The organism is Cupriavidus sp. FW306-01-F10A (assembly GCF_058782785.1).
The window spans coordinates 128577-142208 of the sequence record NZ_JBYSYA010000001.1 but is presented as its reverse complement, the minus strand read 5'-3'; the positions used below and the strand labels follow the sequence as shown (position 1 = coordinate 142208).

Below are 13632 nucleotides of genomic sequence, written 5' to 3'. Positions count from 1 at the left end.
ACCATGGGCATCGACCTCTCGCTTCTCTGGATCTTCATCATCTTCTTCGGCGTGATGATGTACGTGGTGATGGACGGCTTCGACCTGGGCATCGGCATGCTCTATCCGTTCGTGCCGGACCGGCATGACCGCGACGTGATGATGAACACGGTGGCACCGGTCTGGGACGGCAACGAGACCTGGCTGGTGCTGGGCGGCGCCGGGCTGCTGGCGGCGTTCCCGCTGGCGTATTCGGTGGTGCTGAGCGCGCTCTACCTGCCGCTGATGCTGATGCTGCTGGGCCTGATCTTCCGCGGCGTGGCGTTCGAGTTCCGCTTCAAGGCCAACGACCGCGAGCGCCCGGTGTGGGATGCCGCCTTCATCCTGGGCTCGGGCACGGCCAGTTTCTTCCAGGGCGTGGCGCTGGGCGCCTATATCGACGGCATCAAGCTGGAGGGCCACCGCTTTGCCGGCGGGCCGCTGGACTGGCTCACGCCCTTCCCGCTGTTCTGCGGCGTGGGGCTGATGGTGGCCTACACGGTGCTGGGCAGCACCTGGCTGATCATGAAGACCGAGGGCGACTTGCAGCAGCGCATGATCAAGCTGACCAGCTCGCTGGCGTGGCTGCTGCTGGCGGTGATCGCCGTGATCAGCCTGTGGACGCCGCTGACGCATCCCGAGATTGCCGAGCGCTGGTTCAGCCTGCCCAACCTGTTCTGGTTCTCGCCGGTGCCGATCCTGGTGGCGCTGTGCATGCTCATGCTGATGCGCGCGCTGCGGCATGAGCCGGATATCTCGCCGTTCATGTACGCGCTGGGGCTGGTGTTCCTGGGCTACAGCGGGCTGGCGATCAGCGTCTGGCCCAATATCATCCCGCCGGGAATCTCGATCTGGGACGCCGCCGCGCCGCCGCAAAGCCAGGGCTTTGCGCTGGTGGGGGCGCTGTTCATCATCCCCTTCATCCTGATGTACACGGTATGGGCCTACTACGTGTTCCGCGGCAAGGTGCGCCACGGCGAGGGCTATCACTGATGGCTATGGATACACGGCGCTCGGGGACAAGCACCGGCACCTGGCTGCGCCGCATCGGCTGGCTGGTGCTGATCTGGGCCGCCAGCGTGGCGGCACTGGGTGTGGCCGCGTGGGTGCTGCGGATCATCATGCAGGGCGTCGGCTTGCGCAGCTGACGCCCCGTCAAGGGCAACGCCGTCCTCAGAGCTGGACCGAGGCCTCGCCGATGCCATCGAACTCCGCGGTCACCAGGTCGCCTGCCGATGCGTCCAGGATGCCGACCCAGGTGCCGGTAGTGACGACCGTGCCGGCCTCTACACGTTGCCCGTCGCGCGTGGCATGGCGCAGCCAGGCGGCCAGCCCAAAGGCCGGATCGCCCAGCGCGTGGGTGCCGCGGCGCTCGGTGGTTTGCGTGCCGATCCGCACCCGGCAATGCTGTGCCGCCCAGTCCCGCGCCGCATAGTCACGCCATTCGCCAAGCACCAGGGCGCCGTGGGACTGCAGGTCGGCCAGCTTCAGCAGCGCGGGCGCGGCAAGATACTGCCGCCAGCGCGAATCGACGACTTCGATCGACACCGCCATCGCATCGATCAGCCCGGCCGCGCCGGCGTAGTCGAGGGCGGCAGCCTGCGCGGCGTCAACGTCCTGCCCCAGCCGCAACGCAATCTCTGCCTCGATGCCGCGCCATGTGAAAGGCCAGTCGCCGGCATGCGCGGGGCTGGTCCAGACCCCGGCAGGCGGCAGTTCGGCATGCGTCAGCACCGCCTCGCGCGAGGCACCGCCGGATTTCCAGTAGCCGGCGCCTGACACTTGCCAGCCAAGCGCGCGGGCCACGGCCGACTGCACGGCGTAGGCCTGTTCCGCATTCTCAAGCACGGTGGCGAATTGCTCTGCATCGGCGCAGCCCTGTTCGCTACGCGCGCTGAGCAGGGCCTGCGCGACCCGATCGATATTGGAAGATGTCATGCCTTGGGTATTTCCTTGAATGAGGGATGAATATCGCCCGGTATCCCGCTCCCGGCAAGCGCGCGCAGCACGCTGCCGGGAACGGGCCGGTCTCAGGAGCCGCTGGCGCTGGCCGCGGTGCCACTGACCGCAGGCGCGGCTTCGTCGTCGGCGGCGGTCTCGCCCATGGCGCGGCCGAAGGTTTCCGGCGCGAACTGCACGGCCAGCGCAAACACTGCGTACATCGCCGCGAGCATGCTGAACATGCCGCCGACGCCGTAGGTTTCAAACACGCGCCCGCTGATCAGCGGCGTCAGCGCGCCGGCCAGGGTGCCGAGCGCCAGGATCAGCGAGGTGCCGAACGCGCGCACGTGGGTGGGATACTGCTCCGGCGCGAAGATCCAGATCGACGTGTTCAGCAACACCACGCAGAACGTGAAGGCGGCACCGAACATCAGCACCAGGCCCACGTTATACGTCAGGAAGCCGAAGCACAACCCGGCCGCGCAGGCCAGCCCCGCGCCTATCGTCAGCACCCGCTTGCGCGGGAAGTGATAGCCGCAGTACGACGCCGCGAGCGCCCCGAACAGGCTGCCGCTCTGCATCACCATGGTGAAGAGAAAGCTCTTGGAGATGGTGTAGCCCTGCGACATCAGGATGGTCGGCATCAGCGTCAGCACCGAGATCTGCGCGCCGTACGTCATGGACACCGCAATCCCCAGCGCGATCGTGCGCCGTCCCAGGCGACCCTTGAAGATATCGCTCAGGCGCACCCTGGTGCGCGGCGCGTCGTCCTGGATCGCGGCCTTGATATAGGGCGTCGGCTCGCCGTCGAGCTTGCCCAGGCGGCCGGATGCGAGCACCGACAGCACCCGGTTGGCCTCGTCCACGCGCCCCTTGGACAGCAGGAAGCGCGGCGTCTCCGGAATAAAGCGCCGGTAGAACACGACGAAGAATGCCGGCAGCACCAGGCAGGCAAAGAGCCAGCGCCAGCTGTCCGGTCCCGGGAACATGGCGAATACCGCCAGGCCGAAAGCCGGCGCTAGCATATTGCCGAGGCCGCCGCTGCCCACGCTGACCAGGCCCACCGCGGTGCCGCGGAAGCGCGTCGAGCACAGCTCGGCCAGCATGGTCACGGCGATCGAGATCTCCCCGCCCAGGCCGATGCCGACGATAAAGCGGCCCGCCGCCAGCACGCCATAGTTCGGCGCCAGCGCGCAGATGATGGCGCCCAGCGTGAACAGCAGCAGGTTGGCGCTCAGCATCGTGCGCCTGCCGTAGCGGTCCGCGATATAGCCGGAGCCGATGCGTCCCAGCGCGGCGGCGCTGAAGGTCAGCGTATTGAGAAAGCCGATCTCCGCCACCGAGATGCCCCACTGCTCGCGCAGCATGGGGCCGATCAGGCCGACGGCGTTCTGTTCGAAGACATCGAACATCACCCCGAGCATGATCATGAAGATGATCTTCTTGTGCGACGCCGTCACCCCGATGCCATCCATGGCCCGGTCGAGCTCATGCTGCTGTGGGGAATTCGGCGATTGAACTACAGTTTCTGCGCCCATCTTTGTCTCCTCCTCGTTTCGAGGTTGCCGCGGTTTGTCCGCGACCTTGTCGCCGCCGTGTCCGGCTGGCGTTTGTCGAGCAGCGATAAAACTTCGTTCCGGCGCGCGCCTATTCCAGCGCGGGCGTCGAGTGCGGCGGCCGGCGCGCGCGCAAGGCCTGCTCGGCCGCATAGGCCAGCCGTATCAGCACGGGTTCGGTGAAGGGCAAGCCAAAGAACTCCAGCCCGACCGGCACACCCTGCGGTGCATTGCCGTCCGGCGCCGAAAATCCGGCCGGAATCACGATGGCCGGAAAGCCGGTGGCCGACGCGAGCACGCCATTGCGCTCTGCCTGGATCTCGCCGACCGGCGCCACCAGGCGCCGCTGGTGCGGAAATGCCAGCGCATCAAGCCGGTGCCGCGCCATCAGGCCCTGCAGCCGCTGGCGCAATGCCTGCTGGCGCTGCAGGCGTTCGCGGTACTCCCCTTCCCGCTCGCTCAGCGCTGCCGCGGTGTCGAGGGTTCCCGCCACGCTTGGATGGACCGAACCGGCAGCGATGATGTCCTTCATCGATCGCACCGGGACGCCGGGGGGCAGCCCCGCCAGGTAGGCATCGAGATCGCGCGCCATCTCGTAGTGGTGCACAAGCGTGGACGCGAGTAGCTCGTCCGGGCTGATCGCGTCTTCAATCGCGACCAGCTCGGCGCCTTGTGCCGCGATGGTCGCCAGCGCTGCCTGCATCACGGCGTTGACCGGACGGTGCACATCCTGATCACCGAAGAAATGCCGCAACACGCCGATGCGCGCGCCCCTGAGTCCGTCGCGGTCGAGGCTGGCGGCATAGCTCGCCGGGATGTGGGGCGCGCCCTGGCTGGTGACCGGGTCGGCCGGATCATGGCCGGCGATGACATCGAGCAGCAGCGCCGTATCGGCGACGGTGCGGGTGATCGGGCCGATGGTGTCCTGCGTCAGCCCGCAAGGGACCAGCCCGGCCCGGCTGATCAGGCCCATGGTCGGACGCAGGCCCACCAAGTTGTTGGCCGAGGCCGGCGAGCGGATGGAATTGACCCCGTCGGTGCCGATGCCAAGCAGGCCGAAGCTGGCGGCGATGCCGGCGCCGGTGCCGCCGCTGGAACCGCCGGGCGTGCGGGTCAGGTCATAGGGATTGAGGGTCTGGCCGGACAAGGTGCTGACGGTCTCGCCGCCGGAGGCAAGCTCGTGCAGGTTGGTCTTGGCCAGCACGATGGCACCCGCCTCGCGCAGCCGGCGGATGACGAAGGCATCGTCGCTGGACAGGTTGCCGCGCAGGCAGGCGGCGCCGGCGGTGGTTTCCATGCCGCCGCATTCGATGTTGTCCTTGACCAGCACCGGGATGCCATGCAGCGGCGCCAGCGGCCGCATGGGGTTGCGGCCCGCCATGGCGTCGATGCGGCCGGCCTCTTCCAGCGCCTGCGGGTTGGGCTGCAGGATGCTGCGCAGGGCGGGGCCGCCCTGGTCATAGGCCGAGATGCGCGCGAGGCAGGCGCTGGCCAGTTGGCGCGCCGTCAGCCTGCCGTCGCGCATCGCGGCATGCGCGCTGGCAACGGTGGCTTCCACCACGCTGAACGGCGCATGATGGCCGGGGCCGTCTGGCACCGGTTGGTACGAGTTTGTCATGAGAGCCTTCCATGCGCCGGCAAGGGCGCGAAGTGTTTGCGAGGTGATGGCCAGGCGGGGCAGCGGCACGGTGCCGCACCCCGCTTTGTCTCGCTATCGGTTGACCAGGCGGGCAGGTATTGTCCAGATGCAGAACGCACCCAGCATCAGCATCCCGGCAATCATGTAGTAGGCACTGTTGCCGCTCTGGGTCACGTCGCGCAGGTAGCCGATCATGTAGCCGCTGGTAAAGCCGGCAAGGTTGCCGATCGAGTTGCTCATGGCGATGGCCGTGGCCAACGCCGCGCCGCTGAGGAAAGCCGTCGGCAGGGACCAGAACAGCGGCGTGCAGGTCAGGATGCCGGCTGTGGCGATCGACAGGAACACCAGGGACAGCGCGGTGCTGTGCATGACCCAGGGCAACGCCAGGAAGCCGATCGCACCCATCATGCACGGGATGATCAGGTGCCAGCGCCGCTCGCGGTGCTTGTCGGCGCTGCGACCGAAGAAGTACATCGCGACAATGGCCGCCATATACGGTATCGCGCTCAGCATGCCGATATGGAGCGGGTCGCTGACACCGGTCGACCTGATGAACGTGGGCAGCCAGAGCGTGATGCCGTACTGGCCCGTGACATAGCAGAAGCAGATCAGGCTGATCAGCCAGACGCGCGGATCGGTAAACACCTTGCCGACGCGTGCCTGCGGGTCCACCGCCTTGACGTCTTCCGACTTGGCCAGTTCAAGAACCTGCTTCTCCGCGCTGGTCAGCCATTTGGCCTTGGCAATGGAGTTGTCCAGGTAGTAGAAGCAGAAGCACCCGAGCAGCACCGCCGGCACCGCCTCGATGATGAACATCCATTGCCAGCCGCCCCAGCCGGCCACGCCGGCCATGCTGCCCATCAGGTAGCCGGACAGCGGGTTGCCGATGATGCCGGACAGCGGCGAGCCCATGCAATAGATGGCCATGATCTTGGCACGCCGTTGCGACGGGTACCAGCACGACAGGTAGTACACGATGCCTGGCGTGAAGCCGGCTTCGGCCAGGCCCAGCAGGAAGCGCAGCGTGTAGAACTGGGTTGGCGTCTGCACGAAGGCAAAGCACGCGGAGAGTATCCCCCACGTGATCATGATCCGGCCGATCCATACCTTGGCGCCGAACTTGTGCAATGCCAGGTTGCTCGGCACCTCGAACAGGAAGTAGCCGATAAAGAAAATCCCGGCGCCCAGCCCGTAGACGGTTTCGCTGAAGCCCAGTTGCTGCGACATCTGGAGCTTGGCAAAACCTACGTTGACACGATCGAGATAGGCGATCAGGAAGCAGACCATCAGGAATGGCACCAGCCTCCAGCTCACCTTGCGATAGGTCGCATCCTCGAACGTCCTGATCTTTGTTCCCGCCTGCAGGGTTGTATCCACAGCGTCTCCTCTGTTTTTTGTCAGGTACGGCAGTGCTGCGCTGATCCGTTGCGATCAGTCCGGCGGGGGCGTTGCGCACGCGCGGCGCCCGCCCCCGTCTCGGAAGGCAGTGACTGCGTCAGGCGGCAGCCTTGAGCGACAGCGGCGTCGCGTGCGCGGCGAGATAGTCCATGGCGGCAACGGTGCCGCTGCCCGCGAGCGCGACGCCCGAGATCTTCAGGCCCATCTCGCAGCCGGCCAGCGTGGCCATCAGCGTGAGGTCGTTGCAGTCGCCCAGATGGCCGATACGGAACATGCGGCCCTTGACCTTGCCCAGGCCGGCGCCGAGCGACATGTTGAAGCGGTCATAGATGTTCCTGCGCACCACGTCCGCGTCGATCCCCTCGGGCATCATCACGCCGGTCAGCACCGGGCTGTAGACGGCCGGGTCCGCGCACTGGATCTCCAGGCCCCAGGCCTTGACCGCGCGGCGGCAGGCTTCGGCCAGGCGCTGGTGGCGGGTGAAGACGTTGTCCAGCCCCTCCTCAAGGATCATGTCGAGGGCTTCGGACAGGCCATAAAGCAGGTTCGTGCTAGGGGTGTAGGGCCAGTAGCCGGTCCGGTTCATCTCGATGATTTCATCCCAGCCCCAGAAGCTGCGCGGCAGCCGGGCCGTGCGGGAGGCTGCGATGGCCTTGGGCGAGACCGCATTGAAGCTGATGCCGGGCGGCAGCATCAGGCCCTTCTGCGAGCCGGACACGGTCACATCCACGCCCCACTCGTCATGCCGGTAATCGGCGGACGCCAGCCCCGAGATGGTGTCGACCAGCAGCAGCGCCGGGTGTCCGGCCGCATCGATGGCGCGGCGCACGGCGGCAATATCCGAGGTCACGCCGGTCGAGGTCTCGTTGTGCACCACGCACACCGCCTTGATCGCATGCGCAGTGTCGGCACGCAGGCGGGCCTCGATCATGTCGGCCTGCACCCCGTGGCGCCAGCCCTCCACGCCCGGCAGGCCGAGGAACTCGGGCTTGATTCCCAGGTTCTCGGCCATCTTCTTCCACAGCGTGGCGAAGTGGCCGGTCTCGAACATCAGCACCGTGTCGCCGGGGCTCAGCGTGTTCGACAGCGCCGCTTCCCAGGCGCCCGTGCCCGAAGCCGGATAGATCACCACCGGCTGCTCGGTCTTGAAGATCTTCTTGATGCCGTCCAGCACCTTGAGGCCCAGCGCGCCGAATTCCGGGCCGCGATGGTCGATGGTCGGATAGCTGATGGCGCGCAGGATGCGATCGGGAACCGGGCTCGGTCCGGGGATCTGCAGGAAGTGGCGGCCGGCGGGATGGAAGTTGAGATTCAGCATTTGACTCCTCCTGTTGAGTTTTGAATGCAAAATACTTTATCAGAGGAGTGACGGAAAAACAGCGGAGATTGCGTGGAAATTCTCTAGCGTTTACCCGACAAATTAAGGGTTTACCTGCGTTTTTGAGTTCCAGTTGAGAGTCTGCTAAAATTGAACGCAATCACGCGATAGGAATTTTGAATGCAAATTGTCGCCACTTCCGGCACGGATTCGCCGGCTCCGGTACTGCCCAGGCTCGAACGGCAACGTTTGCACGACACCGTGGTGGCCCACCTGCGCACCTTCATCGTCGAGGGCACCCTGGAACCGGGCAGGAAGCTCAATGAGCGCGAACTGTGCGAGACCCTGGGCATCTCCCGCACGCCGCTGCGCGAGGCCCTGAAGGTGCTGGCGGCGGAGGGGCTGATCGATATCTCGCCCAACCGCGGCGCGACCGTATCGCGCCTGTCCGGGGCGGAGATCCAGGACACGTTTGAGCTGATGAGCGGGCTGGAAGCCTTTTCCGGCGAACTGGCCTGCGAACGCATCACGGCCGTCGAACTGGCCGAGATCAAGGCCCTGCACTATGCGATGCTGGCCTGCCGGGCAAATGACGACCTGCCCGGCTATTACCGGATCAACCACCAGATCCATGACCGCATCAACCTGGCGGCCCGCAATTCGGCGCTGCGCCAGACCTATTTGTCGGTGAACCGGCGGCTGCAGGCGCTGCGCTTCCGCTCCAACTATCAGAAGCCGAAGTGGGACAGCGCCATCCACGACCACGAAGAGATGCTGCAGGCACTTGAGGCGCGCGATGGCAAGCGGCTTGCCGCCATCCTGCGCCAGCACCTGCTGGACAAGCGCGACGCGGTGCTGCTGATCCAGGCAGGCGATGCCGTTGGCACGCCCCAGGCATAGGACGCTGGCGCCACCCGCACCCCAAGAATCCGAATAGCCCCATCAGCATTTTTTGCCCCGCTGTCACCACGGTGACAACCCCGGTTCTTACTCTGCGAGCGCATTGCGGCAAACGCAATCCGCCACGCGGCACCTGCCGCCGGCGCACAACAACGCAGATGAACAGGGGAATCAGAGATGGCAGGGAACCTTGCACCGGGCAGGCTGGCGGGGATGGCGCGCGGCCGTGTGCGGGCCGGCACCGTGATCGCCGCACTGGCGGCAACACTGGCCGGCTGCGGCGGCGGCGATGACGCCGCGCCGACAACCGCACCGAACGACACCACCATCAAGACCCCGCCGCCTGCCGGTGCCGGCGGCCCGCGCGTGCTGCTGGTCGGCGTGGACGGCGCCACCTATGCCCAGGTGCAGGGCGCGCTCTTGCGGCGTGAGCTGCCCAACCTGGCCCGGCTGAACCTGGTGCCCACCGCCACCGGCGGCATGCCCGGCACCATCACCGCGCAGCCGCCGCTGGACGCGCCCAGCTGGGCCACGGTGCTGACCGGCGCCTGGGCCAACCGCCACGGCATCGAAGACGATACCGGCAGCACCGCACTGCGGGCCCCCACCGTATTCCGCTACCTGCGCGCGGCCGGCAAACCCGGCCTGCAGCAAGGCGCATCCACCAGTTCGGGGGTGCTGCCGGGCCTGCTCAAGGCCGAGCAGGAAGCGGGCATGCTCGATACGCTGGTTGACTGCGCCGCGGTCGACAGCTGCGTCACGCAGAACGCCGTGCGGCAGGTGCAGTCCGGCTATGGCGTGGTGTTTGCGCAATACAGCGCGCCGGCACAGGCGGCGGAAGCCGGCGGCTTCGGCAACGGCGCCTATGCCACGGCGCTGGCCGGCATCGACAAGGCGCTGGGCGAGCTGCTCGGCGCCGTGGCCGCGCGCAGCCAGGGGCAGCCCGGTGAAGACTGGCTGGTGATGGTCACCACCAGCCACGGCCTGGATGCCACCGGCGCCACCACCACGGTGCCGACGGTGGAGAACCGTACCGCCTTCCTCGCCACCAACAAGGCGCTCAACGGCGCGCTGGCCAGACCTGGCGCGGCAGCGCCGGACACCCCGGCGGACCTGTCCGCGCTGCCGACCGAAGCCGATATCGTCCCCACCGTGCTGGCCCACGCCGGCGTGGCGCTTGACCCGGTCACCACGCGGCTGGACGGTTCGGCGCTGACCACTGCCACCGCCGGCGTGCGAGCCATCGGCGCCAGCATCAGCCAGTACAACGATGCCATCACGCTGAGCTGGCAGAACCCGACCGAAGCCTTCGGCGTCACCCGGGTGCTGCGCGACGGCGTGCAGATCGCCTCGCTGGGACCTGAGGCGCGGCAGTTCACCGACAAGGCCTTCAACATGGCCACGGGCCTGTACCAGTTCAACTACACGCTGGTGCGCAACGACGTGCCGGTGTCGTACCTGGCGCAGATCCACTACGTCAAGCCGGTCACACTGGCGCCGACGCTGCTCAATGGGCTGGCCACGTATTTCAGCCTCGACAGCAAGCCGTTCGCCGACGCGAAGAACGCCGCCACGCTCGGCCCGTGGGTGGCAAGCCTTGACGGCGGCACGCTGGCTGCCGACAACTTCAGCGGCCAGTCGCTGCAGCTGGACTCGCGTGTCGACAGCTACAAGCTGGCATACAACGCCGCCGATATCACCCAAAGCCCGCAGTTCAGCATCGGCTTCTGGTTCCGCACCGACTGCAGCCAGGGCAACGGCACCGGCGAGCCCGTCCTGTCCAACAAGAACTACATCTCGGGCGGCAACCCCGGCATTGCCGTGGCGCTGTTCGGCAGCTGCGAGATCCGCTTCAACCTGGGCAGCGGCAGCGGCAAGCGCGACGACATCAACGGCATGAAGGTGTCGGCCAACCAGTGGGCCTACCTGGCGCTGTCGGTCGACGCGGCAGCCAGGCGCTTCAGCGCCTATGTCATCGATCCGGTGCTGGGCTTGCAGAAGACCGAGAACAAGGCAATCGCCAACACCGACGTGACCAAGCTGGCCGGACTCGGCACCGGCTGGGGCGTGAACGACGATGCCACGCACAACTACGCGGGCAACAACCCCGGCGCGCTCAAGGGCGTGATGGGCTTCAACGACCTGGCGATGTGGACGCGCGTGCTGTCGCTGGACGAGCTGAAGGCCATCACCGGCGCACGCCAGCCGCTGTCCACGCTGAATCCATAAATCCGGCTGGAACCCGTTTCGTCATGGAACGGGTTCCTCACCGACCCTTCCCCCCCGCCCGATCCCCTGCAGGAGATTGACACCATGACTTTCCGACCTTCCTTCCTGGCGCGGCCGCACTGGCTCGCCGCCGTGCTGATGTGCGCAGCGCTCGCCGCCTGCGGCGGCGACTCCGGCGACAGCCCCACCGGCTCGCCCAACGCGGCACCGACCACGCCGGGTGCCCCCGGCACCGGCGGCAACCCCGGCCAGGGGAATGGCAGCGACCAGCCTGGCGAGACGCCCGCCGTGAAGCCGCAACTGCGCTGCGCGCCCTGAAGCCGCACCGGCCCGTCTCCTCCTCCAAAAACCACCCGGCACAGAATCCATGAACCCGCAAAGCAGACGCAACTTCCTCAAGCTCGCCGGCGGCAGCGCCGCCGCCACCGCCGCGCTGGCGGCCTTCCCGCCGTCCATCCGCCGCGCGCTGGCGATCCCGGCCAACAATGCCACCGGCACCATCCGCGACGTCGAGCACGTGGTCATCCTGATGCAGGAAAACCGCTCGTTCGACAACTACTTCGGCACGCTGCGCGGCGTGCGCGGCTTTGGCGACCGCTTCCCGATCCCGCTGGCGGGCGGCCTGAACGTCTGGCAGCAGACCTATACCAACGGCAGCACCACCCGCACCGTGCTGCCCTACCACCTCGACAGCAGCGCCGGCAATGCGCAGCGCGTCAGCGGCACGCCGCACTCGTACCCGGATGCGCAGAACGCCTGGGACCTGGGCCGCATGAACAAGTGGCCGACCTACAAGCAGACCCAGTCGATGGGCTACTACACCGAGGCCGAGCTGGACTTCCAGGTAGCGCTGGCCAATGCCTTCACCCTCTGCGACGCCTATCACTGCAGCTTCCACGGCGGCACCAACTCCAACCGCCTGTTCCACTGGACCGGCACCAACGACCCCAGCGGCGCCAACGGCGGGCCGGTGATCGACAACAGCGGCGACTCGTTCACGGGGTCGGCCCCGGCCTACACCTGGAAGACCTACCCGGAGCGCCTGGAAGCCGCCGGCGTGAGCTGGAAGGTCTACCAGAACATGCCGGACAACTTCACCGACAACCCGCTGGCGGGCTTCAAGCAATACCGCGACGCCAATGCCGCGCGCGGCAACCAGGCCAACGGCAGCCCCTACCCGGCATACACCAGCGCCGACGACGCCATCAGCCCGCTGCTCAAGGGCGTGGCCAACACCATGCCTGACGGCGGCTTCCTGCAATCGCTGCGCGACGACGTTGCCGCGGGCAAGCTGCCGCAGGTGTCGTGGATCGTGGCGCCGGCGACGTACTCCGAGCACCCCGGGCCTTCCAGCCCGGTGCAGGGCGCCTGGTATACGCAAGAGGTGCTGAATGCCCTGACCGCCAACCCGGCGGTCTGGAGCAAGACCGTGCTGCTGATCAACTTCGACGAGAACGACGGCTACTTCGACCACGTACCGCCGCCGTGCGCGCCCGCCTACGACGGCGACACGCTGGCCGGCGCCACCACGCTCGACCCGCAACAAATCAAGCCGGAATACCACGTCGACAGGCACCCCTACGGCCCCGGCCCGCGCGTGCCGATGTACGTGGTCTCGCCATGGAGCCGCGGCGGCTGGGTCAACTCGCAGGTGTCCGACCACACCTCGGTGCTGCGCTTCCTGGAAGCCCGCTTTGGCGTGGCCGAGACCAATATCAGCAGCTTCCGCCGCGCCGTGGCGGGCGACCTGACCTCGGCCTTCAACTTCGTCAGCCCGAACACCAACCCGCTGCCCACGCTGCCCAACCGCGACAAGGCCAGCGCCGATGCCATCCGCACCGCGCAAGGCGTGCTGCCGCAAGTGCCGCTGCCTTCGGCCAGCAGCCAGCAGATGCCGCAGCAGGACACCGGCACGCGCCCGTCGCGCGCCCTGCCCTATGAGCTGCACGTAAGCGCCCGCGAAGACGCCCGCGACCAGCGCGCGGTGTGGCTGCTGTTCAGCAACACCGGCACGGCGGCGGCGGTGTTCCACGTCTACGACCGCCTGCACCTGGACCGCGTGCCGCGCCGCTACATGGTCGAGCCGGGCAAGGAACTGCATGGCAGCTGGGACGTCTTTGCCAGCGACGACGGCAAGTACGACCTGTGGGTGCTTGGCCCCAACGGCTTCCACCGCGCCTTCCGCGGCAACGTGGGGGCCGTGACCGCGGCGGGTGCCAGCGCGCCGGAGATCCGGGTCTGCTATGACATCGCCAACGCCGCGGTGTACGTGGACATGATCAACACCGGCAGCGCCCCCTGCACCTTCACCGTGCAGCCCAACGCCTACCGCACCGACGGTCCCTGGACCTACGAGGTGCCGGCCGGCATGCAGCTGCAGCAGCACTGGCCCGTGGCCCGCCAGGGCAACTGGTACGACTTCACCGTCACCACCGCGCAAGGCGGCTTCACGCGCCGCTTCGCCGGGCGCATCGAAACCGGCAAGGACAGCGTGTCCGATCCGGCGATGGGCCTCAACGGCTGACGCGCAAGTCGCCTGATGGGCAGCGCTGCGCCCGCCCCCCGGCCGCTCCGGCCGCGGGCGGGCGTAGCCGTTTTGTCACATTGGCCCGCTAGACTGCGCGGTCGTCCGG

The 13632-nt window shown here is 67.4% G+C and carries 11 protein-coding genes; 6 read left to right on the top strand and 5 right to left on the bottom strand.

Annotated elements, in window-relative coordinates; translation table 11 throughout:
• The first annotated feature begins 3 nt into the window (after positions 1-3).
• Both cydB and AC3WLF_RS00660 read left to right on the top strand, forming a co-directional pair.
• Positions 4-1011, top strand: coding sequence for a cytochrome d ubiquinol oxidase subunit II (gene cydB / locus AC3WLF_RS00665; protein ID WP_492356264.1), 1008 nt, complete (start codon positions 4-6; stop codon positions 1009-1011).
• Positions 1011-1166, top strand: coding sequence for a DUF2474 domain-containing protein (locus AC3WLF_RS00660; protein ID WP_492318492.1), 156 nt, complete (start codon positions 1011-1013; stop codon positions 1164-1166). Before cydB ends, AC3WLF_RS00660 begins: the two co-directional genes overlap by 1 nt.
• Before the next feature lie 25 nt (positions 1167-1191).
• Here the strand turns inward: AC3WLF_RS00660 and AC3WLF_RS00655 are convergent, their stop codons facing one another.
• From AC3WLF_RS00655 to AC3WLF_RS00635, 5 genes are all read right to left on the bottom strand, one after another.
• Positions 1192-1956 (bottom strand): fumarylacetoacetate hydrolase family protein, encoded by a 765-nt coding sequence (locus AC3WLF_RS00655; protein ID WP_492357652.1) that lies wholly within the window; start codon positions 1954-1956, stop codon positions 1192-1194.
• A gap of 92 nt (positions 1957-2048) precedes the next feature.
• Positions 2049-3497, bottom strand: coding sequence for an MFS transporter (locus tag AC3WLF_RS00650; RefSeq protein WP_492351872.1), 1449 nt, complete (start codon positions 3495-3497; stop codon positions 2049-2051).
• 109 nt (positions 3498-3606) lie between these two features.
• Positions 3607-5133, bottom strand: coding sequence for an amidase family protein (locus AC3WLF_RS00645; RefSeq protein ID WP_492357651.1), 1527 nt, complete (start codon positions 5131-5133; stop codon positions 3607-3609).
• Between the two features lie 93 nt (positions 5134-5226).
• Entirely contained in the window at positions 5227-6531 is a 1305-nt protein-coding gene (locus AC3WLF_RS00640) for an MFS transporter (RefSeq protein ID WP_492318496.1), read from the bottom strand.
• Between the two features lie 118 nt (positions 6532-6649).
• A complete protein-coding gene (locus AC3WLF_RS00635; protein WP_492318497.1) occupies positions 6650-7870 on the bottom strand; it encodes a pyridoxal-phosphate-dependent aminotransferase family protein in 1221 nt (406 codons plus the stop codon).
• Between the two features lie 180 nt (positions 7871-8050).
• On the opposite strand from AC3WLF_RS00635, the gene AC3WLF_RS00630 reads away from it, so the two are divergent.
• The 4 genes from AC3WLF_RS00630 (at position 8051) to AC3WLF_RS00615 (ending at position 13523) form a co-directional block, all read left to right on the top strand.
• Positions 8051-8770: a GntR family transcriptional regulator gene (locus tag AC3WLF_RS00630; RefSeq protein WP_492318498.1), complete on the top strand. Its 720-nt coding sequence runs from the start codon at positions 8051-8053 to the stop codon at positions 8768-8770.
• Positions 8771-8947: 177 nt separating this feature from the next.
• Entirely contained in the window at positions 8948-10999 is a 2052-nt protein-coding gene (locus AC3WLF_RS00625; protein WP_492357650.1) for a hypothetical protein, read from the top strand.
• Positions 11000-11083: 84 nt separating this feature from the next.
• Positions 11084-11317, top strand: coding sequence for a hypothetical protein (locus AC3WLF_RS00620; protein WP_492318500.1), 234 nt, complete (start codon positions 11084-11086; stop codon positions 11315-11317).
• Positions 11318-11366: 49 nt separating this feature from the next.
• The gene (locus tag AC3WLF_RS00615) at positions 11367-13523 is read left to right on the top strand and encodes a phosphocholine-specific phospholipase C (RefSeq protein WP_492318501.1); all 2157 of its coding nucleotides are present in this window, start codon (positions 11367-11369) and stop codon (positions 13521-13523) included.
• Positions 13524-13632 lie beyond the last annotated feature (109 nt).

What these genes read in the sequence shown, in the direction of transcription:
- AC3WLF_RS00645 (WP_492357651.1), bottom strand. Translation starts at nt 5,133, where the DNA reads ATGACAAACTCGTACCAACCGGTGCCAGACGGCCCCGGCCATCATGCG.
- AC3WLF_RS00620 (WP_492318500.1), top strand. Translation starts at nt 11,084, where the DNA reads ATGACTTTCCGACCTTCCTTCCTGGCGCGGCCGCACTGGCTCGCCGCC.
- AC3WLF_RS00615 (WP_492318501.1), top strand. Translation starts at nt 11,367, where the DNA reads ATGAACCCGCAAAGCAGACGCAACTTCCTCAAGCTCGCCGGCGGCAGC.
- AC3WLF_RS00635 (WP_492318497.1), bottom strand. Translation starts at nt 7,870, where the DNA reads ATGCTGAATCTCAACTTCCATCCCGCCGGCCGCCACTTCCTGCAGATC.
- cydB (WP_492356264.1), top strand. Translation starts at nt 4, where the DNA reads ATGGGCATCGACCTCTCGCTTCTCTGGATCTTCATCATCTTCTTCGGC.
- AC3WLF_RS00660 (WP_492318492.1), top strand. Translation starts at nt 1,011, where the DNA reads ATGGCTATGGATACACGGCGCTCGGGGACAAGCACCGGCACCTGGCTG.
- AC3WLF_RS00630 (WP_492318498.1), top strand. Translation starts at nt 8,051, where the DNA reads ATGCAAATTGTCGCCACTTCCGGCACGGATTCGCCGGCTCCGGTACTG.
- AC3WLF_RS00625 (WP_492357650.1), top strand. Translation starts at nt 8,948, where the DNA reads ATGGCAGGGAACCTTGCACCGGGCAGGCTGGCGGGGATGGCGCGCGGC.
- AC3WLF_RS00655 (WP_492357652.1), bottom strand. Translation starts at nt 1,956, where the DNA reads ATGACATCTTCCAATATCGATCGGGTCGCGCAGGCCCTGCTCAGCGCG.
- AC3WLF_RS00650 (WP_492351872.1), bottom strand. Translation starts at nt 3,497, where the DNA reads ATGGGCGCAGAAACTGTAGTTCAATCGCCGAATTCCCCACAGCAGCAT.